19 protein-coding genes are annotated in these 20738 nt (G+C 30.8%); 15 read left to right on the forward strand and 4 right to left on the reverse strand.

The window, feature by feature from the left end; all coding sequences use genetic code 11:
• Nucleotides 1-21 precede the first annotated feature (21 nt).
• Nucleotides 22-633, forward strand: a complete 612-nt coding sequence (gene yihA, locus MC378_RS13535) for a ribosome biogenesis GTP-binding protein YihA/YsxC (RefSeq protein ID WP_242179303.1) — start codon at nt 22-24, stop codon at nt 631-633.
• Between the two features lie 5 nt (nt 634-638).
• Complete coding sequence (locus MC378_RS13540) at nt 639-1325, forward strand: RluA family pseudouridine synthase (protein ID WP_242179304.1); 687 nt, start codon at nt 639-641, stop codon at nt 1323-1325.
• On the opposite strand, the gene MC378_RS13545 is transcribed toward MC378_RS13540, so the two are convergent.
• The gene (locus MC378_RS13545) at nt 1322-3703 is read right to left on the reverse strand and encodes a penicillin acylase family protein (RefSeq protein ID WP_242179305.1); all 2382 of its coding nucleotides are present in this window, start codon (nt 3701-3703) and stop codon (nt 1322-1324) included. The two genes, MC378_RS13540 and MC378_RS13545, sit on opposite strands and share 4 nt — an antisense overlap.
• A 104-nt stretch (nt 3704-3807) precedes the next feature.
• On the opposite strand from MC378_RS13545, the gene MC378_RS13550 reads away from it, so the two are divergent.
• The 3 genes from MC378_RS13550 (at nt 3808) to MC378_RS13560 (ending at nt 8914) form a co-directional block, all read left to right on the forward strand.
• Entirely contained in the window at nt 3808-4935 is a 1128-nt protein-coding gene (locus tag MC378_RS13550; RefSeq protein WP_242179306.1) for a DegT/DnrJ/EryC1/StrS family aminotransferase, read from the forward strand.
• Between the two features lie 5 nt (nt 4936-4940).
• Nucleotides 4941-5954 (forward strand): UDP-glucose 4-epimerase GalE, encoded by a 1014-nt coding sequence (galE, locus tag MC378_RS13555; protein WP_242179307.1) that lies wholly within the window; start codon nt 4941-4943, stop codon nt 5952-5954.
• Between the two features lie 125 nt (nt 5955-6079).
• Nucleotides 6080-8914, forward strand: a complete 2835-nt coding sequence (locus MC378_RS13560) for a M16 family metallopeptidase (RefSeq protein ID WP_242179308.1) — start codon at nt 6080-6082, stop codon at nt 8912-8914.
• A 173-nt stretch (nt 8915-9087) separates the two neighbouring features.
• Here the strand turns inward: MC378_RS13560 and fabD are convergent, their stop codons facing one another.
• Nucleotides 9088-9972, reverse strand: coding sequence for an ACP S-malonyltransferase (fabD, locus tag MC378_RS13565; protein WP_242179309.1), 885 nt, complete (start codon nt 9970-9972; stop codon nt 9088-9090).
• A gap of 194 nt (nt 9973-10166) precedes the next feature.
• Here fabD and MC378_RS13570 point away from each other — a divergent pair, with 194 nt between their 5' ends.
• From MC378_RS13570 to MC378_RS13615, 10 genes are all read left to right on the forward strand, one after another.
• A complete protein-coding gene (locus MC378_RS13570; RefSeq protein WP_242179310.1) occupies nt 10167-10868 on the forward strand; it encodes a queuosine precursor transporter in 702 nt (233 codons plus the stop codon).
• Between the two features lie 65 nt (nt 10869-10933).
• Nucleotides 10934-11644 (forward strand): DUF547 domain-containing protein, encoded by a 711-nt coding sequence (locus MC378_RS13575; protein ID WP_242179311.1) that lies wholly within the window; start codon nt 10934-10936, stop codon nt 11642-11644.
• Nucleotides 11645-11679: 35 nt separating this feature from the next.
• Nucleotides 11680-12015: an arsenosugar biosynthesis-associated peroxidase-like protein gene (locus MC378_RS13580; protein ID WP_242179312.1), complete on the forward strand. Its 336-nt coding sequence runs from the start codon at nt 11680-11682 to the stop codon at nt 12013-12015.
• A gap of 81 nt (nt 12016-12096) precedes the next feature.
• Nucleotides 12097-13149 (forward strand): arsenosugar biosynthesis radical SAM (seleno)protein ArsS, encoded by a 1053-nt coding sequence (arsS, locus tag MC378_RS13585; RefSeq protein ID WP_242179313.1) that lies wholly within the window; start codon nt 12097-12099, stop codon nt 13147-13149.
• A gap of 55 nt (nt 13150-13204) precedes the next feature.
• The gene (locus MC378_RS13590; RefSeq protein WP_242179314.1) at nt 13205-14581 is read left to right on the forward strand and encodes a sodium:solute symporter family transporter; all 1377 of its coding nucleotides are present in this window, start codon (nt 13205-13207) and stop codon (nt 14579-14581) included.
• Nucleotides 14566-15393, forward strand: coding sequence for a metallophosphoesterase family protein (locus MC378_RS13595; protein WP_242179315.1), 828 nt, complete (start codon nt 14566-14568; stop codon nt 15391-15393). Before MC378_RS13590 ends, MC378_RS13595 begins: the two co-directional genes overlap by 16 nt.
• 36 nt (nt 15394-15429) lie before the next feature.
• Nucleotides 15430-16398, forward strand: coding sequence for an arsenosugar biosynthesis arsenite methyltransferase ArsM (arsM, locus tag MC378_RS13600; RefSeq protein ID WP_242179316.1), 969 nt, complete (start codon nt 15430-15432; stop codon nt 16396-16398).
• 144 nt (nt 16399-16542) lie between these two features.
• Nucleotides 16543-17028: a rhodanese-like domain-containing protein gene (locus tag MC378_RS13605; protein WP_242179317.1), complete on the forward strand. Its 486-nt coding sequence runs from the start codon at nt 16543-16545 to the stop codon at nt 17026-17028.
• A gap of 32 nt (nt 17029-17060) precedes the next feature.
• Entirely contained in the window at nt 17061-17666 is a 606-nt protein-coding gene (locus tag MC378_RS13610) for a TIGR04282 family arsenosugar biosynthesis glycosyltransferase (protein WP_242179318.1), read from the forward strand.
• A gap of 59 nt (nt 17667-17725) precedes the next feature.
• A complete protein-coding gene (locus MC378_RS13615; protein ID WP_242179319.1) occupies nt 17726-18541 on the forward strand; it encodes a purine-nucleoside phosphorylase in 816 nt (271 codons plus the stop codon).
• Nucleotides 18542-18628: 87 nt separating this feature from the next.
• Here the strand turns inward: MC378_RS13615 and MC378_RS13620 are convergent, their stop codons facing one another.
• Both MC378_RS13620 and MC378_RS13625 read right to left on the reverse strand, forming a co-directional pair.
• Complete coding sequence (locus MC378_RS13620; RefSeq protein WP_242179320.1) at nt 18629-19528, reverse strand: outer membrane beta-barrel protein; 900 nt, start codon at nt 19526-19528, stop codon at nt 18629-18631.
• A gap of 26 nt (nt 19529-19554) precedes the next feature.
• Nucleotides 19555-20738 (reverse strand): T9SS type A sorting domain-containing protein (locus tag MC378_RS13625; protein ID WP_242179321.1); only part of this gene is annotated, 1184 nt, incomplete at its 5' end.

The raw sequence follows: 20738 nt of genomic DNA on the forward strand, positions 1-20738 counted from the left end.
AAAAAAATTGAATTTATTACAATGAAAATTAAAGCTGCTGAGTTTATAATGAGTAACAGTAATGTTACCAAAGCTCCAAAAGACAGACTTCCAGAATATGCTTTTATTGGACGTTCTAACGTTGGTAAATCATCATTAATCAACATGTTAATGGAGCGCAAAGATTTGGCAAAAATCTCTGGAAAACCAGGAAAAACACAACTAATTAATCATTTTAAAATAAATAACGAATGGTTTTTGGTAGATTTACCTGGTTATGGTTATGCACAAATTTCGAAAAAGAAAAGAACTATTTTTCAATACTTTATAGAAAACTATTTTAAAGAAAGAGAGCAGCTTGTTTGTACCTTTGTTTTAATTGATTCAAGACACGATCCTCAAAAAATTGACTTAGAGTTTATGCAGTTTTTAGGTGAAAACCAAATTCCTTTTTGTATTGTTTTTACCAAAGCAGATAAATTGGGAAGTTCTAAATTGAACAAGCAAATTACATCTTACAAAAAGAAGTTATTAAACACTTGGGAAACTTTACCAATGACTTTTTTAACCTCATCTTCTACAGGACTTGGTCGTAAAGAATTTTTAGACTTTATTGATGGTGTTAATAAAGATGTTGCCAAAGATTTTAAATAATCAGAATGCAATCAACCAAAGAAAGTTTAGAGGTTTTATTTGAAGATAATCACATCATTATTGTCAATAAAAAAGCTGGTGATATTACACAAGGTGATAAAACCGGAGACAAACCCTTAAGCGATGTTGTAAAAGAATACGTAAAAGACAAATACAACAAACCTGGTAATGTTTTTATTGGAACCGTACATCGATTAGACCGACCCACTTCTGGCATTGTAATTTTTGCAAGAACTTCTAAAGCTTTAGAGCGTTTAAATAAAATGTTACGTGATAAAACCATCAACAAAACCTATTGGGCTATTGTTAAAAATAAACCTCAAAAAGAAAAAGACACTTTAACTAATTTCTTAAAAAAAGACACTAAGAAAAATAAATCTTTTGTCTATAAAAAAGAAATTGAAGGAAGTAAAAAAGCAACTCTTCATTATACAGTTATCAAAAAACTAGACAATTATTCTTTGTTAGAAATTGATTTAGAAACCGGAAGGCATCATCAAATAAGAACTCAACTTTCCCATATTGGAAGTCCTATAAAAGGCGATTTAAAATATGGTTTTGACAGAAGCAACAAAGACGGAAGTATCAGTTTACATGCTAGAAAAATAGCATTCATACATCCTGTTTCAAAAGAAAAAATTTCAGTCATTGCTCCAACACCTAATGATGTAATTTGGAACGCCTGCCATTAATTTTTAGGTTTTAAAACCAATACATTTTTACTTTGTTCTATTTCAGTTTGATTTAATTTCATTTTCACAAACTCTCCATCTAAATATTTTTGCGCTTGATCTTTGTAATGTTTACTAAAGACATTACCAGACTGCCCAGTTGGTAAAATCCCTAAACTATTATCAACATCAGAAAAATCTACAATTCTTCTTGTAGAAGGTCCTGCTTTGATTTTATAAACCCCTGTAGAATCTAAATCGTAAACTTGATTGTTAATTACCTGATCTCCTCCAGTGGTTTTGAATGGTCCAACATTAAAATATTTTCTTAACAAAGCAACTTCTCCTACAGCATGTTTGTATTCTACAGAAAGTACTCTTTCCCACTTCCAATCCTCAACATTTTCTCCTAATTGATTGACTAGAAAAGAATACATTTTTAAAAAGGATTTAGTAATTATTTCTTCTTTAGTTTCAATCTTATTTTTTGTTGAAATATCATCCCACCAAATCGATTTTTCTTTTTTTACCTGAACAGGCAAAACTTTTTCTACGAAAGGTGTATTTACAAATTGATTATATGCTTCTCCCATTTCATCTGCAAATGTGTTTTTTTGAAACTCATACACCAATCTATTGTAGATTACTGGCCCAACTTCTTGCTTTTTAAAATTCCCTTTCCAATTTTGCAGCAAAGCAATTGCCTTTTTTTGACTAGCAGTTAACTCGTTTTTGCGAATTGATTTTACAAAATCGGCAATAATAATTGGAGCATTTGGTGAAGTAACATCATAAATCATTTCTGCAACATCTTCTTTTGTCCAATCATCTTTTGGTTCTAAAAGCTGTACTATTCTTTTTGCTCTATCTTCATTTAAATAATAACCAGGATAGAGACCTCCCACAATAGAATCTGGTTGATTATTAGCGGTATATACATAACCATCCGTAGGATTTATAGCTTGAGGATTCTCTTCAAAATCTAAATATGCTGTAATTTCATCATTGCCAGATGCACCATTTAAATATGTTTTAGTATATAAAGAATCTCTGTGTTTGTACAACTTTCCAGAAGCAAACCAAGCAATATTATTTTTTGCATCACCATACATCATATTTAAACCAGGTGCATGTAATTTACTAGCTCCTTTTTTAAAATCTGACAAACTCTTTGCGTGAGAAATTCGATAGGCTACATCTAAAATTTCATTATCAACTTTAGTATAAATCCACTGCATTGCAATAGGTCTTTCATCATCTATATGATCAATAATCCCATTCATTACTGGCCCATGTTTACTTACTTTTATTGTGTAAACAGAATCTTTTTCACCTTTAATTTTAATACGTTTTTCAACTAAATCATAATTTACATATCCGTTAGGAGTTTTGTATTGGTTTGGATTTTCTGGATTTTCTTCTTCAATATAAAAATCTATATCATCATTTTCAAACATTGTTAAACCGTAGGCATAATTCTTATTATGTCCTAAAAGAGGAAAAGGGACTAATGCCAAATGGAATCCATAAATTTCAAATTCAGGAGTTTTTACATGAGCTTGGTACCAAACTGAAGGCTGAGAAAAACCAATATGTGGATCATTTGCAAAAATCACTTTTCCATTTTTGGTTTTATCTGCACCAATAACCCAAGAATTACTTCCTATAAAAGGTGAAATTGGCAATTGCTCAAACAAATTGTGCATCTCTTTCGCAAAGCTCCCTTTCATTACTGCATTCTTTTCGTTTTTTAGAAGTGTTAAGTTTTCTTTTTCAGCACCTATCAATTCGTTAAAATAAGCAGCTCCAAGTTTTTCTTTTATCTCTGTTAAAAGCGGATCTATTTTATGAGCCGCAGCAAAACTAAAAGCCATATAACCAAACACATTGTACATGTCTTTAATTGTATATTTTTCTTTCTCTACACCAACTAAACTATATTCTATTGGTGTTTTTCCATCTTCAATAAATTGGTTTACACCATCAAGATATGCTAAAGCTAATTTGTACCTATCAGAATTTTTATTTAAATTTTTAATAGTCTTAACAGACGCTTCTTCTATCCCTAACCCAGAGAAAAACTTGTCTGTTCTAATTAATTTTTTTCCAAAAATTTCAGACAATCTTCCCGCTGCAAGCCTTCTAATCAATTCCATTTGCCACAACCTATCTTGCGCATGTACATACCCCAAAGCTGTATAAGCATCTTTTTGATTTGTTGCGTTAATATGAGGTACTCCAACCTCATCAAAATAAACAGTTACTTCATCCGTTAAATTTTTTATTTCTAGCTCACCATCATAATTAGGATGATAGGTTTTAGAATAAAACCAACCAAAAACAACAATTAATAAAACAAGTATGATTACAATTTTAACAAACTTCTTAAGATATTTCATGAAAAAAATGGATTTTCATCAAAGATAAGAGAATTATTATTTATGAATAAATTAAAAAACATTCAAACTTAGTTTTGTATTTTTGATACATCAAAATTCATTACATGAAAAAAATTCAAATGGTAGACCTACAAGGTCAGTATCAACAAATAAAAGAAACAGTAAACACATCAATACAAGAAGTTTTAAACTCTTCATCATATATAAACGGACCTTTAGTTCATGAATTTCAAGCTGATTTAGAGAAATATTTAGATGTAAAACACGTAATTCCTTGTGCCAACGGTACCGATGCTTTGCAAATAGCAATGATGGGCTTAGGCTTAGAACAAGGTGATGAGGTTATTACTGCAGACTTTACTTTTGCCGCAACTGTAGAAGTAATTGGTTTGCTAAAATTAACTCCTGTTTTAGTTGACGTAGAACCCGATACTTTTAACATAGATATAAATGCCTTAAAAAAAGCTATAACCCCTAAAACTAAAGCAATTGTTCCTGTTCATTTATTTGGTCAGTGCGCAAATTTAGAAGCTGTTTTAGAAATTGCTAAAGAACACAATCTATTTGTAATTGAAGACAATGCCCAGGCTATTGGTGCAGATTATACTTTTAAAGATGGAACAAAAAAGAAAGCTGGAACTATTGGAAACGTAGGTACAACCTCTTTTTTTCCTTCTAAAAATTTAGGTTGCTATGGAGATGGAGGTGCTATATTTACAAATGATGATGAACTTGCTCATATACTTAGAGGGATTGTAAATCATGGGATGTATACACGCTACTATCATGATGTAGTAGGTGTTAATTCTAGATTAGATTCTATACAAGCAGGAGTACTAAAAGCAAAACTACCTTTTTTAGACACATATTGTGATGCAAGAAGAACGGCTGCAAAATATTACTCAAATGCATTTGCAGAGAATACAAATATTATCACTCCAAAAATTAGTGATTTTTCTACACATGTTTTTCATCAATACACCCTACAAATTACAAATGGAAAAAGAGATGAATTACACAAACATCTACTAGAGAAAGGGATTCCTAATGCTATTTATTACCCAGTAGCATTACATGCTCAAAAAGCATATAAAGATATTCGTTACAAAGAAAGTGATTTCCCTGTAACCAATGAGTTGATAAAAACAGTGATTTCGCTACCAATGCATACAGAATTAGATACTGAACAATTAGAGTTCATTACAAAAACAATTTTAAATTTTGTAAACTAAAAAAAATGAAAAAGAAAAAGATTTTAGTTACGGGAGGCTTAGGGTTTATTGGATCTCATACAGTAGTAGAATTACAAAACGCAGGTTTTGAAGTTATTATTATTGATGATTTATCAAACACCACAATTAGTGTACTAGATAGTATTACAGAAATCACAGGAACAAAACCAGATTTTCATCAAATAGATTTACGCATTAAAAATGATGTAAACACTTTTTTTGAAAATAATAACGTTGATGGAATTATACATTTTGCTGCCTTTAAAGCGGTTGGAGAAAGCATACAAAAACCTTTAGATTACTATGAAAATAACATTGGAAGCCTTGTATATCTTTTACAAGAAATGAGAGATCGAAAATTAGATCATTTTATTTTCTCTTCTTCTTGTACTGTATACGGACAAGCTGATGAACTACCTATTACAGAAAATGCACCTGTAAAAAAAGCCGAATCTACCTACGGAAATACCAAACAAATTGGAGAAGAAATTATTCAAGAAGCATGTAAAGCTCATCATTTAAATGCCATTGCTTTGCGTTATTTTAATCCTATTGGCGCACACGAAAGTATTAAAATAGGAGAACTCCCTTTAGGTGTGCCTCAGAACTTAATTCCTTTTGTAACCCAAACTGCAGCTGGAATAAGAAAAGAATTATCTGTTTTTGGAAATGATTACGATACCGAAGATGGAACTGCAGTACGTGATTATATTCATGTTGTTGATTTAGCAAAAGCACACATTGCTGCTTTACAACGTTTGATTCGTAAAAATAATAAAGAAAATTTCGAATTTTTTAATATTGGTACAGGAAAAGGAAGTTCTGTTTTAGAAGTTATAAAAGCTTTTGAAAAAACTTCTGGCGCATCTTTAAACTATAAAATTGTTGGTAGAAGAGAAGGAGATATTACTGCTGCGTATGCAGACACAACTATTGCCAACAAAGAATTGAACTGGAAAACAGAAAAATCCTTAGAAGATGCCTTAAGATCTGCGTGGAAATGGCAACAAAAACAATAATTTTAAAGAACAATCTTAAAATGTAAAAAACTCAAACGAAATAAAGTTTGAGTTTTTTTTTAACAGTATTTTTCAATATTCCTCAATTCCTTTTAGTAATTTTCTCTTTTTAAAAATCAACCCAAATGAAAAAAATATACATTGCTTTTTTAGCAATTACAAGCTTTTTGGCCTGTGACAATTCTTCAAAAGAAAAAATTCCAGAACTAAGTATTAATTACCAAAAAATAGAATTAGATAACGGATTAGACGTTATTTTTCATGTAGACAAATCGGATCCAGTTGTTGCAGTTGAGTTAATGGTTCATGTAGGTTCTGCAAGAGAAACTGAAGGAAAAACTGGTTTTGCACATCTTTTTGAACATTTACTATTTTTAGAATCTGAAAACCTAGGAAAAGGTGGCTTAGATAAAATGAGTGCAAAAATTGGAGGTTCAGGTGCTAATGGATCTACTTCTAGAGACAGAACCAACTATTTACAAACGGTTCCTAAAGACGCTCTAGAAAAAATGATTTGGGCAGAAGCAGACAAGTTAGGTTATTTTATAAACACTGTTACAGATCCTGTTCTAGCAAAAGAAAAACAAGTAGTTAAAAATGAAAAAAGACAAAGTATAGATAATGCACCTTACGGACATAATCAATATGTTATTGGTAAGAATTTATACCCAAAAGATCATCCGTACAATTGGCAAGTTATTGGTTCTTTAGATGATTTACAAAGTGCAAATTTACAAGATGTAAAAGACTTTTATAAAAAATGGTATGTTCCAAACAATGCTACTTTGGTTTTATCTGGAGATATTGATGTTGAGCAAGCAACTAAATGGGTTCATAAATATTTTGATGAAATCCCTAAGGGTGATGAAATTCCTGCCATAGAAAAAAAACCTGGAATTGTTAAAGAAACTAAGTATTTATATTACGAAGATAATTTTGCAAGAGTTCCTCAACTCACCATGGTTTGGCCAAGTGTAGAACAGTACAATAAAGACTCCTATGCATTAGAAGTTTTAGCTCAATATTTAACAGACGGAAAATCTGCTCCTCTAAATCAAGTTTTAGTTGACGATTTAAAGGTAACCTCAAGTACAACAATGTATAATTACACCTCTGAAGTAGCAGGAGAAACACAGCTAATTGTTAGAGCTTTTAATGGTACAAATTTAGACAAGGTAAAAGCAGGAATAGAAAAAGGTTTTGCAAAATTTGAATCAGAAGGCATTTCGGAAAAAGATTTAAAAAGAATTAAAGCAGGACAAGAAACACAATTTTATCTTAGTTTATCAAGCGTTTTAGGAAAAGGAACCAACTTAGCTTCCTATAATACTTATTTAGGAAATCCTGGTTTTGCAACAGAAGATATTAAAAACACATTAGCAGTAACAACAAAAGATGTAATGCGTGTTTACAATACATATATTAAAAACAAAAATTATATTGCAACAAGCTTTGTTCCTAAAAGTAGTGCTGAATTAGCTTTAAAAGGTTCTGTATTAGCAAATATTGTTGAAGAAAAAATTGTAATTGGAGCCGAAGAAAAATTTGACCCTAAAATTGCCGCAACCTATGAAAAAACAGCTTCTTCTTTTGACAGAAGCATAGAACCTCCTTATGGAAACACACCTTCTTTAGCGGTCCCAAAAGTATATAAAAGTAGCTTAGAAAATGGTTTAAAAATCTTTGGAATTGAAAGTAATGAAATTCCTTTAGTTCGTTTTAATTTAACCATAGATGGTGGACAACTTTTAGAATCTTTAAATAAATTAGGGGTTGCCAATTTAACTGCAAATTTATTAAACAAAGGAACAAAAAATAAGACTGTTAAAGAATTAGAAGAAGCTATTCAAGAATTAGGTGCTTCTATTTATATATACTCTAACAAAGAGAGCATTACTCTAAGCGGAACAACCTTAGCCAAAAACTATAGTAAAACATTAGCTTTAGCACAAGAAATTTTATTAGAACCTAGGTTTGATGAAAAAGAGTTTGATTTACTAAAAAAAGCAACTATTGCTAATTTACATCAGCAAGAAGCAAATCCAAACTCTGTAGCTAGAAATACCTATAACGAATTGATTTATGGAAAAAATAATATCCGCTCTAAAAACACATTAGGAACCATATCCTCTGTAGAAACAATCACTTTAGATGATATCAAAAATTATTACAACAATTACATTTCTCCTTCTGTAGGAAAAATGCTAGTTGTTGGAGATATTTCTAAAGACAAACTCGTTGCATCTTTAACAAACTTAAACAATAGCTGGAAAGCAAAAACTGTTACAATTCCTGAATACAAAACCCCCGAAGCTCCAACAAAACCAACTGTATATTTTTATGATATTCCAAATGCAAAACAATCTGTTTTACAATTTGGTACGCCTGCATTAGCTGCTACAGATAGTGATTTCTATGCTGCATCTGTAATGAACTATATTTTAGGCGGAGGTGGTTTTGCTTCTAGATTAACACAAGAGCTTAGAGAAGGAAAAGGCTACACTTATGGTGTTAGGTCTGGATTTTCTGGTACAAAAGCAAAGGGAACTTTTACGATTTCTAGTGGTGTAAGAACCAATGTTACTTTAGAATCTGCACAATTAGTAAAAAAAATCCTAGAAGAGTACCCAGCTACTTTTTCTGACAAAGATTTAGAAACTACTAAAAGTTTTTTAATTAAAAGTAATGCAAGAGCTTTTGAAACTTCTAGAGCAAAACTATCCATGTTACAAAACATTAGTAATTTTGGATGGAGTCCAGATTATGTAAAAGACAGAGAGTCTATTGTGAATGATATGACAAAAGAACGTATTCAAGAGTTAGCCAACAAATATATTAATCCAAATAAGATGATTTGGCTAATTGTTGGAGATGCAGAAACACAATTAGAAAGAATGAAAGAACTAGGTTATGGAGAGCCTATTTTATTAAACAAAAGACAACAAAAAATTAAGAATTAGGTTAAAAATATCCAAGACTGCTTCGCTTTCAGAGTCAAGAAACAAGACTTGAATGTAACTAATTAAAAGCAGAAGTCTTTTTTATCTAATACTAAACATAAGAAGTCCCAATTTCAAATTTGAAATTAGGACTTCTTATGTCTTGTCTATTTTCTGTATTCTAACTATAAAATCTACTCAAAACTCACTCCACTTGCAGCAACACTTCTATCAATCTTACGCATTAAACCTTGCAATACTTTACCTGGTCCAACTTCAATAAACTCAGTCCCTCCATCAGCAATCATTGCTTGTATAGATTGGGTCCATCTTACAGGTGCTGTTAATTGAATCATTAAATTTTTCTTAATTTCATCTGGATTTGTAACAGCTTTTGCAGTTACATTTTGATATACCGGACAAGTTGGCTTACTAAATACTGTTGCCTCAATTGCTGCAGCTAGTTCTTCTCTTGCTGGCTCCATCATTGGCGAGTGAAACGCACCTCCGACAGGTAATAATAAAGCTCTTTTTGCACCTTTTTCAGTTAACAATTCACAAGCTATTTTTACAGCCTCTATTTCTCCAGAAATTACTAACTGACCTGGACAATTGTAATTTGCAGCTACTACTATTCCATCAATTTCTGCACAGGTTTCTTCAACTACCTTATCATCTAAACCTAAAACAGCTGCCATTGTAGAAGGTGCAGCTTCACATGCTTTTTGCATTGCCAAAGCACGTTTAGATACTAATTTTAATCCGTCTTCAAAAGTTAAAACACCATTAGCAACCAAAGCCGATATTTCTCCTAAAGAATGTCCTGCTACCATTTCTGGTTGAAAAGAATCTCCTAGAACCTTTGCTAAAATTACAGAATGTAAAAATATTGCAGGTTGAGTAACCTTTGTTTCTTTTAATTGTTCTGCAGTTCCTTCAAACATAATATCTGTAATTGAGAACCCTAAAATATCGTTTGCCAATTCAAAGTATTCTTGCGCCAATGCAGATTTTTCGTATAAATCTAATCCCATCCCTGTAAATTGCGCTCCTTGACCTGGAAAAATATATGCTTTCATTTAAAATTGTTTATTTGTTTAATTTTTGGCAAAAATACTCATTTTTATTTGAAGCTATTTCCTGCTTTTCGCACTCGCTTTTTTTATTCAAAAAAGAATAAAAAAGAGCTCAAACAAATGCTTCAATCAGGGCTAAACTTATCAATTAACAATTTCCGTTCTAAAACTTATTGAATATTTAGTAAATTCGCTAAATGACTACTAAAGACAAACAACTTGCAGATAGAATTTATCTCATTTTAGCCGCTTTATTTATAGCGTCTTTAGTTACCTCTAACCTTATTTTTCAAAAATTTTTTTATTGGTATCCTTTCCATATTGAGCTATTTGATGTGAAATTATTTGAAGTTTCAGTTGGTTTATTACCCTATCCTTTAACCTTTTTAATTACAGATATTTTATCAGAAATCTATGGGAAAAAGAAAGCAAATGAGGTGGTAATTGCAGGAATTTTCGCATCTTTCTTTTCACTATTAATTATTTACATTTCAAAAGTTGTACCCGCAACCTCTTGGTCTCAAGTACAAGATGATACATTTTTAAATGTTTTTGGTGCAGCGCCTTTAGCCGTTTTTGCATCGATGCTTGCTTATTTATTTGCGCAATTTATAGATATTAGAGTGTATCATTTTTGGAAAAATTTCACCAAAGGAAAACACTTATGGTTGCGAAATAATTTTTCTACTTTTACTTCTCAATTTATAGATACACTTACTGTTTTAGTACTCTTATGTTCTTTTGATATTATTCATTGGGATAAATTCTTTGGACTCTTAATCAGTGGTGTCATTTTTAAAGTAATCATTGCCGCATTAGACACACCCTTTTTGTACCTAATTGTTTACGGATTCAAAAAAAGATTCAACTTAAAAATTAACGAAGAAATTACAGCTTAATTTTTAATATTTTTTTTGTAATCATTTTAAAAAGGTTTCGTCTAAAATCCTGAAACCAATGATCAATGAAAAAAACACTTTTATTATTTATCACCATTTTAACAGTATTAAAAATAAATGCGCAAACATCTGTTTTTAATAATTTATTACAAAAAAACGTTGACAAGAATGGAGTTGTAGATTATCAATTATTAAAACAAGACATCACCCAATTCAATCGCTATATTTCTTATTTAGAAAAAACATCACCCAATAAATATTGGTCTACAAACAAACAAAAAGCTTTTTGGATTAATGTATACAATGCATATACCATCAAAATTATCTTAGACAATTACCCGTTAAAAAGCATTACAGTTATTAAAAAAGAAGGAAAAACTGCTTGGAAAATACCTTTTGTAAAAGTTGGAGGAAAAACATATACTTTAGATTATATTGAACACGAAATTTTATTTAAAAATTTCTTTGACCCAAGAATTCATGTGGGGGTAAATTGTGCCTCTAAATCTTGTCCGAAATTAGCAAATATTGCTTTTACAGAAAATAATATAGATGCAGAATTAACCAAACTAATGAATGATTTTGTAAACGATACTTCTAAAAATAAAATATCTGAAAAGAAAATTCAAGTTTCTGAAATATTTAATTGGTTTAACGTTCATTTTACTAAAAATGGTTCTGTAATCGATTTTTTAAATACATACTCAGAAACCAAAATTAATCCGAATGCAGAAATTACTTATTTAAAATACAACTGGACTTTAAACGGAAAATAGTATTTTTATTTTTTAATCAAAATAACAAAAAAAGAATGTCTAAAAACTATTATGATGCAGCCGATTTAAGGAAATTCGGTAAAATAACTGAATGGAGTGAAGAGCTTGGAAATAAGTTTTTTGATTACTACGGAAAAGTATTTGAAGAGGGCGCATTAACGGCCCGAGAAAAATCTTTAATTGCCTTAGCTGTTGCACATACAGAACAATGTCCTTATTGTATCGATGCATATACAAAAGACAGTTTACAACGCGGCATTACCAAAGAACAAATGATGGAAGCAATTCATGTGGGAGCAGCTATTAAAAGTGGCGCAACTTTAGTGCATGGTGTTCAAATGATGAATAAGGTTAATAAACTTGAGATGTAAATAAATTATGAATTTTAAGTTACAAATTATGAGTTTCAATAAACTTTAATACGTAATTCAAAATTCTACATTCGTAATTAAATGAAGAAATCGCTAAAAGCAAGAAATAACGATATTGCAAATACATCTCGTCAAATGGAAATTCTTTCAAATGGAATTTTTGCTGACGGGAAATTACCCACTTTTGCTACAAAAATTAAAGAAACAAATCAACTTCCACTTCGACCTAAAAAATTAGAAATTCTTCAAATTAATTTAGGATATATGTGTAATCAAGTTTGTGAACATTGCCATGTAGATGCGGGGCCAGATCGTAAAGAAATCATGACATTAGAAACCATGAACCAATGTTTGGAGGTTATCAAAAAAACAGAAGCACATACCTTAGATTTAACAGGTGGAGCGCCAGAAATGAACCCTAATTTTAGATGGTTTGTAGAAGAAGCTTCTAAAGCTGGTATAAAAGATTTTATTGTCCGTTCTAACCTTACAATTATTAGAGCGAATAAAAAATATTACGATTTACCCGATTTTTTTAAAAAACACAATGTACATGTAGTTTCTTCTATGCCACATTGGACACGTGGAAAAACAGATAAGCAACGTGGAAATGGTGTTTTTGATAAATCAATCAAAGCTTTGCAAGAATTAAATGCAATTGGTTATGGTTTAGAAGGTTCTGACTTAAAGTTAGATTTGGTTTATAATCCTTCTGGAGCATTTTTACCGGGAGATCAAATGGCTTTAGAAAATGATTTTAAAAAAGCATTAAAAACTGAATTTGATATTGATTTTCATAGCCTTTTTGCAATTACAAACTTACCTATCAGTCGTTTTTTAGATTATTTAATCGCTTCTGAAAATTATGAAGATTATATGGTTTCTTTAGTTGACGCTTATAATCCTGCTGCTGTAGAAAATCTAATGTGTACAAATACACTTTCTATCAGTTGGGATGGTTGGTTATATGATTGTGATTTTAATCAGATGCTAAACTTAAAAGTGGCAAGTAAAGTAAAGCACATTTCAGATTATAATGAAGAGTTATTACAAAACAGAAATATTATTATTAATCAACATTGTTACGGTTGTACTGCTGGCGCAGGAAGTAGTTGCCAAGGAGTAGTTGCATAAAAACAAACGGTTTCTTTAACAAACGGTTTAATGCAATTAAAACAATTACTAAAATATGACTGAGAACTCTATCTTTTTAGAAAAAATAGCATCTAATTTTAGTGTTACACAATGGCAATGGTTATTAATAATTTGTTCTAGTTTAATGCTCTTTTTTTTATCTCCGTTGGCAAAAACAACAGATCAATTTTTTAAAGCCGTCAACAAAAAAAAAGTTCCAAATACGTTAATACTTACTGGTAGTTTAATTATTTCTTGGATTTTTGCAAAAAGCATAACAAATGCAGCTAACTTAGGGTTAGACTATGGTATTGTAGGAGGTGTTGCTTATGCAGGTTATTACTTATCTTTTGCTGTTGCAGGAATGATAATTTATAAAATTAGAACCCAAGGAGGTTTTAATAGTATCCATGAATTTTTAACTTCTAAATACGGAAAGAATGCCATGGCTATTTTTTCTATTTTAATCGCATTTAGACTTTTTAATGAAGTATGGAGCAACACTATGGTTATTGGCAGTTATTTTGGTGAACAAGGAAGTAGTTCCTATTATTATTCAATAATTGTTTTCACTCTTTTAACTTTAGCTTATGCTTTAAAAGGTGGTTTAAGTAGTTCTATTTTTACAGATGTCATTCAAATGATATTATTTTCTGTTTTATTAATTATAATTTTGGTTGCTATTTTTTCTGTAGATGATTTTACTTCAAAACAAATCATTACTTCTGGTAATTGGAATTTCGAACTAGGTTTAAACTTATTTTTTGCCGCAATTATTCAATCTTTTAGCTACCCTTTTCACGATCCCGTTTTAACAGATCGAGGTTTTATTAGCTCTCCAAAAGTAACCAGAAACAGTTTTATTTGGGCTAGTATTGTTGGTGCAATCTGCATTATTCTATTTAGTTTTATTGGTGTTTATGCACAATTTAAAGGTATGCAAGGACAAGCGGCTGTAGAAGTAGGAAAAGCTTTAGGAGTTGTAATCTTGTTAGTTATCAATTTTATTATGATTACTTCTGCGGCTTCTACATTAGATTCTGCATTTTCATCCTTTTCTAAATTATTATCAATCGATTTAAGTTTAGGAAAGTCCCTTCCTTTTGGAAGAATTGCCATGATTATAATTGCTGTTTTAGGAACAATTCCTGTGTTTTTTGATGCAGAAATTTTATCAGCAACCACCATTTCTGGAACTATGGTGATCGGTTTAACACCTATTTTTATTTTTTGGGATGTAAAAGTTCCAACAATTAGTTTTTACTTATCTGTAATTTGCGGATTGGTTTTTGGTATTTTATTAGTATTTAATTTATTCCCGGAAACACTCATATTTACAAAAGGAAAATACGCCGATTTACTTTGGGTAAATGTTTGGGGAATTTTAAGTTGTATCATTTTATATTTTATTCCAAGATGGATCCAAAAATAGAACAATTAGAAAAAGTATCAGGAAAAGCATTACTTTTTGGTGGTGTTTATAGTAATTTACAAGCTTTAGAAGCATTGAAAAAAATTGCTGAAAGAGAAAACATTGCTTCAGAAAACTGTTTTTGCACTGGTGATATTGTTGGCTACTGTGCACAACCCGAACAAACCGTGCAATTGTTTAAATCATGGGGCGCAAAAAGTATTGTTGGAAATGTAGAAATTCAATTAAGAGAAAATGCTGCAGATTGTGGTTGCGACTTTAATGAAGGTTCTCGTTGTGATGATTTTTCTCAACTTTGGTATCCGTATGCACAAAGCAGATTGTCTGAAAATTCTTTAGATTTTCTAAAAACATTGCCCAATAACCTCCATTTTGAATATGCTAAAAAGAAAGTAACAATTGTACATGGTTCTTATTTTAACGTATCCGAATTTATTTTTAAATCTACAGATTGGTCACTAAAACAACCTAACTTTGACGTTACAAAAAGCGATGTAATTATAGGTGGACATTGTGGATTGCCTTTTTATCATGAGCACAAAGGCAAACTTTGGTTAAACCCAGGAGTTATCGGAATGCCTGCAAATGATGGGAATCCAGCTGTTTGGTATGCCATTTTAGACGATGCAAATAATCAATTTAATTATACCTATCAAAGTTTAGATTACAATTATCAATTAACTAGTAAATTAATGCAAAATGGCTTACTTCCCAAAGAATACGCTAAAACTATCGTAACAGGAATTTGGGACAATACAGAAATTTTACCTACTATAGAAGAAAATCAACAAGGACATCCTATTGAATTTTAGCATAAAAAAGAATAAACATCCATTAAAAATAAACTTATGAGTTATTTAGAAACCACACATAATGTATATAAAGAAGCCGCTTTAACACCCGATGTTGGTTTGTGTTGTACCACAAATCCTATTTGGGAATTACCAGGATTAAAAATTCCAAGAATTATGCAGGAAATGAACTACGGTTGTGGTTCTACTGTGCATGCAAGAGATTTAACCAACAATCCTAAAATGTTATATGTTGGTGTTGGAGGCGGAATGGAACTATTACAGTTTGCCTACTTTAACAGAAACAAAGGTGGTGTCATTGGTTTAGATGTAGTAGATGAAATGTTAGAAGCATCTCGTAAAAATTTTAAAATTGCAGAAGAGCAAAACGATTGGTTTAAAAGCGACTTTGTAGATTTACGTAAGGGTGATGCTATGGACTTACCTGTTGATGATAACTCTATTAATGTGGCGGCTCAAAATTGTTTGTTCAATATTTTTAAGTCGGATGATTTAAAAAAAGCCATTGCAGAAATGTACCGAGTTTTAAAACCTCATGGAAAACTAGTTATGAGCGATCCTACTTGTGAGCAACCCATGAATGATGCATTACGTAATGACGAACGTTTGCGTGCTTTGTGTTTAAGTGGAAGTTTATCGATTGCTGAGTATGTAAAGGCATTAACAGATGCTGGTTTTGGAACCATTGAAATTAGAGCTAGAAAACCATACCGAATTTTAGATCCAAAGAATTACCCAACAGACGAATTAATTTATATAGAATCTATTGAAGTTGCAGCAATAAAAGATCCAATGCCAAAAGATGGACCTTGTATTTTTACAGGAAGAGCTGCCATTTATTATGGTGATGAAGATTATTTTGATGATGGAGAAGGTCATACTTTATTAAAAAATCAACCTTTAGCAATTTGCGATAAAACTACAGCTGCATTGCAAGCTTTAGGAAGAGATGATATTTACTTTTCAGAATCTACGTTCCATTATGATGGTGGTGGATGTTGCTAGGTTTGGTTGTTCTTTGTTAACTTGTCTTTTTTGAGCATTACTGAAAACAAAATATATTTTTGTTGAAAGTAGCTTGCGAAGCAATGAAATGTAGTCGAAAAATCTAGATTTCTCCATAAAATCGAAATGACAAAAAATTAGATAATGAAAAAAATACTTTTACTTTTTATGCTGATAAGTTCAGTTTCTTTCGGACAAAAGAAGCTGGATAAACTGCTGAATAAATTCAACAAGAATAATGTCCCTTACATTTCTGTAAACACTTTAGCATCAACTAAAGCCATTTTGTTAGACGCAAGAGAAAAAAAAGAATACAAAGTAAGTCATTTAAAAAATGCTATTTATGTTGGTTATGATCATTTTAAATTAAACGAAACCTTAGAAAAACTCCCAAAAGACAAAAGTGTTCAAATTGTAGTGTATTGCTCTTTAGGTATTCGTTCTGAAATTATTGCACATCAATTAAAAACAATCGGATACACCAATGTTTACAATTTATATGGTGGTATTTTTGAATGGAAAAATAATAATTTAACGATTGTAGATACTTTAGGAAACATTACCGAAAAAGTACATGTTTTTAATAAAAACTGGAGTCAATGGTTAAAAAAAGGAGAAAAAGTTTATTAGTAATCGCTTTATAAATTAGAACATACACAGCATTGAAAAAAAACAACTTATTATTAATATTTACTAGAAACCCTGAGTTAGGGAAAGTAAAAACACGATTGGCAAAAACAGTTGGTAATGAAACCGCTTTCAATATTTATACTTTCTTATTGCAAAAAACACGTGATGTTTCATTAAAAGTAAACTCAGACAAAGCTGTTTATTATTCTGTTAAAATCAGAACAAATGATCTTTGGGATGATCACATTTATCAAAAACACCAACAAGTTGGAACCGATTTAGGTATTAGAATGCTAAATGCTTTTAAAAATGGTTTTGACGCTGGTTATGAAAAAGTACTAATAATTGGTAGCGACTTATATGATTTAACATCAGAAAATATAGAAAATGCATTTCATCAATTAGACTTTAATGATGTTGTTATAGGTCCTGCAGAAGATGGCGGTTATTACCTTTTAGGCATGAATCACCTACATGAAAAAGTCTTTAAAAATAAAGATTGGGGAACAGAAACAGTTAGAAAAGATACCTTAGAAGATTTAAAAGATAAAAAAGTACTTTTGTTAGAAGAATTAAATGATGTGGATGTTTTTGAAGATATTGAACACCATCCTGCATTTGCACAGTTTTTAAAATAACAAACTTTCGCTCGAGTACACTCGATCAGACAACAAATACCGAAATAAATTCAGCATACATGAAAAAACAACAATTACTAGAAACCATCAATTTTCTAAAATCAAACGGAATTACAAATCCTGCAATAGGAATTGTTTTAGGAACTGGTTTAGGAAAACTCGTTGATGAAATTTCCATTGAAAAAGAGATTTCCTATGCAGACATCCCAAACTTTCCTGTAGCAACAGTAGAGTTTCATTCGGGTAAATTAATTTACGGAGAATTATCAGGAAAAAAAGTAATTGTAATGGCTGGTCGTTTTCATTTATACGAAGGCTACACCCCTTGGGAAGTAACTTATGGGATTAGAACCATGCATGGTTTAGGAATCAAAAATTTACTGATTTCAAACGCTGCTGGAGCTATTAATTTAAAATACAAAAAAGGGGATTTAATGTTGATTGAAGATCATATTAATTTACAAGGAAGCTCTCCTTTAGCTTTTAAAGGGGCCAATACTTTTGGAAATATATTTGCAGATCTGTTAGAGCCCTATTCTAAAGAATTAAATACTAAAATTAGTGAAATTGCTAAAGAACAAGGTATTATATTACACCAAGGTGTTTACACAAGTGTTTTAGGACCTCAACTAGAAACAAGGGCAGAATATAGAATGCTGCAAATTTTAGAAACAGATGCTGTTGGTATGAGTACAGTTCCTGAAGTTATTGTTGCCAAACAACTCAACTTGCCTTGTGCTGCCATTTCTGTGTTAACAGATGAATGTGATCCTAAAAACTTACAATCTGTAGATATCTCAGAAATTATTGCCATTGCCGGTAAAGCTGAACCAAAAATGATTGCACTTTTTAAAGAGGTGATAAAAACACTATAATTCATAAAAAAACCTCTTCTGTTTTATAATACACAGAAGAGGTTTTTATTTTATAATGCAATTGAGTTCTCTATACTATAATTATATTTACAAACTAAATTCATATCTAAACGCAATTCCAAAAACTCTTAATTTAGCCTGAGCAAATTGATTGCTTGAACTTCTTTGACGATCTATTGCTTGTAATATTGACGTTGATAAAAACGCTGTTGCTTCTTCAGAATTATAAGAAACTAAACCACTTTTCATATCAGATGAAAGTGTATTTAATCCCAATTTTGTAAAAACACCTACATATAAAGAATTTCCGCTTTTTAATATTTGTTTTACTCCCGCTTCTAATGTTGCGTTAAAACTATTCTTAACTTTAAAATCATTTGAAATAAATTTTTGATTTTCAAAACTTCCAAAACCAGCAAATGTTGGTTGAGTAAGTTCTGCATTAATTCTAGGAAAATACCCTGTAGTTGTTAATTTTTCTGCTTTAGACTCATACTTTTGACTTACAAAAAAGTTAGCTTCAAAACCTACTTTTGAATAAAAACGAAAGTTTCCTGTAGTTTCATATTGAATCGCTATAGGAATGCTAATTGCTGAATAGTTTTGCTCTTCAGAAAAATTTTGAACTTCATATCTAAATTCAAAATCTTCTCCAGACATGTCTACTGAATTTTCAAAACTAGAGTAAGAATCTAAGGTGATTTTACTCTTATAACGATTAAATCCCAATCCAGAAAACAAACTAAATTTTGTATTTAAACGATAAGATATTCCTAAATTAACTCCAAACCCAAAACCTGATGGATTCTCAAGAGATGAATTATTTAACTGAACTTTTGAGGTCATTAATTCTGTGCCTACAGAAAATTTAAGCTTAGGAATTACCTTCTCCGAATCAGATTGAGCATAACTAAACTGTACTAGTACAAGACAAAATAAAAGTACTATTCTATGTTTTAATTCTGTGAAAATATTTAAAAATTTCATTCTTTATTTTATTTTTTGTTGATATTTTAGTTATAGATAAAACGTTTAAAATCACGATTTTTTGATGTTATTACGACAATACTATATACCCCATTAGAAATACTTGCAGGCAACTCTATGCTATTATTTATGCCTGTTACTTTTAAAGTAGTAATCAACCTTCCGTTTAAATCAAAAATCTGAAAAATTGCATTTTTTAATTCTTCTTTAGGATAATCTACACGAACGTTTAATTTATTTCCTTGTGTTACCGGATTTTGTAAAATTGTCAATCCTCTAAATGTTTCTAACTCAACTTGAGCAACACATGTCCGAAGCTCATCTCCATTTTCTGTAATCATAACTGCTTGATATGTAGCATTAGGATCTAATTGATCATCTGCGTTATTTCCTTCAGAATAAAATTGTTTTTCAGAAACTAATTGTCCATTTTTAAACCATTTATAACTTACAAAAGAATACCCTCCATTTGTAGCTGGGTTATTATTTACAACCAATGTATTGTTATATTTTTTCTCAATAATATCCTCAAACTGAAAAGCCTTCTCTACTAAAACTTCGTAATTTTTAGTTTGAGTTCCGTCTTGAGAGTTTATTACAATATTTGAACGATAAACACCTGGAGTTAATGTTTCGATACTAAAATTAGTACCTACATTTGATACAGCATTTGCATCTACATCAATAGCAATATCTACTGATGATACATAATTACCACAATCTATTAAATAATAAATTTGAGCATCCGGGCTGTCAAATGTTTGTCCTCCAATTGTTACATTGTATATTGACGCATTGGCACTTGTGATCTTTAAATCACGCTCTACAGAATCCATAGGTAAATAATTATTATCGCCAACTTGGCTAGCTGTAATTGTAATAACTCCAGAACTTAACAACTCAACAAATCCAGTTGCACTAACTGTAGCAGCAGGTAAGTCTGAACTATAAGTAAAGCTATAACTAACTGGTAAGCCAGAAGATGCAATAGCATTCAATTGAAAATCAACATCATTTTCTAAACTTTTTGTTGGAATCTCATTAAACACAATCGTTTGTGTTGCTTTATCAATCTGTAAACTGATAGAAGTACTTGCGGATAGATAATTTGATGTTGCTGCTGCACTTGCTATAATTGTATAACTTCCTGCGTTGGTATACCCTTGTTGTGCTGCATAACTGATTGTAGTTTCTGAATGGTTTAAACTTG

It is taken from the genome of Polaribacter marinus (assembly GCF_022662535.1).
In the GTDB taxonomy this organism is placed as follows: Bacteria; Bacteroidota; Bacteroidia; order Flavobacteriales; family Flavobacteriaceae; genus Polaribacter; species Polaribacter marinus.

Bases quoted from the DNA above. Each gene is read 5' to 3' on its own strand.
- yihA (WP_242179303.1), top strand. From the start codon at position 22: ATGAAAATTAAAGCTGCTGAGTTTATAATGAGTAACAGTAATGTTACC.
- MC378_RS13540 (WP_242179304.1), top strand. From the start codon at position 639: ATGCAATCAACCAAAGAAAGTTTAGAGGTTTTATTTGAAGATAATCAC.
- MC378_RS13545 (WP_242179305.1), bottom strand. From the start codon at position 3,703: ATGAAATATCTTAAGAAGTTTGTTAAAATTGTAATCATACTTGTTTTA.
- MC378_RS13550 (WP_242179306.1), top strand. From the start codon at position 3,808: ATGAAAAAAATTCAAATGGTAGACCTACAAGGTCAGTATCAACAAATA.
- galE (WP_242179307.1), top strand. From the start codon at position 4,941: ATGAAAAAGAAAAAGATTTTAGTTACGGGAGGCTTAGGGTTTATTGGA.
- MC378_RS13560 (WP_242179308.1), top strand. From the start codon at position 6,080: ATGAAAAAAATATACATTGCTTTTTTAGCAATTACAAGCTTTTTGGCC.
- fabD (WP_242179309.1), bottom strand. From the start codon at position 9,972: ATGAAAGCATATATTTTTCCAGGTCAAGGAGCGCAATTTACAGGGATG.
- MC378_RS13570 (WP_242179310.1), top strand. From the start codon at position 10,167: ATGACTACTAAAGACAAACAACTTGCAGATAGAATTTATCTCATTTTA.
- MC378_RS13575 (WP_242179311.1), top strand. From the start codon at position 10,934: ATGAAAAAAACACTTTTATTATTTATCACCATTTTAACAGTATTAAAA.
- MC378_RS13580 (WP_242179312.1), top strand. From the start codon at position 11,680: ATGTCTAAAAACTATTATGATGCAGCCGATTTAAGGAAATTCGGTAAA.
- arsS (WP_242179313.1), top strand. From the start codon at position 12,097: ATGAAGAAATCGCTAAAAGCAAGAAATAACGATATTGCAAATACATCT.
- MC378_RS13590 (WP_242179314.1), top strand. From the start codon at position 13,205: ATGACTGAGAACTCTATCTTTTTAGAAAAAATAGCATCTAATTTTAGT.
- MC378_RS13595 (WP_242179315.1), top strand. From the start codon at position 14,566: ATGGATCCAAAAATAGAACAATTAGAAAAAGTATCAGGAAAAGCATTA.
- arsM (WP_242179316.1), top strand. From the start codon at position 15,430: ATGAGTTATTTAGAAACCACACATAATGTATATAAAGAAGCCGCTTTA.
- MC378_RS13605 (WP_242179317.1), top strand. From the start codon at position 16,543: ATGAAAAAAATACTTTTACTTTTTATGCTGATAAGTTCAGTTTCTTTC.
- MC378_RS13615 (WP_242179319.1), top strand. From the start codon at position 17,726: ATGAAAAAACAACAATTACTAGAAACCATCAATTTTCTAAAATCAAAC.
- MC378_RS13620 (WP_242179320.1), bottom strand. From the start codon at position 19,528: ATGAAATTTTTAAATATTTTCACAGAATTAAAACATAGAATAGTACTT.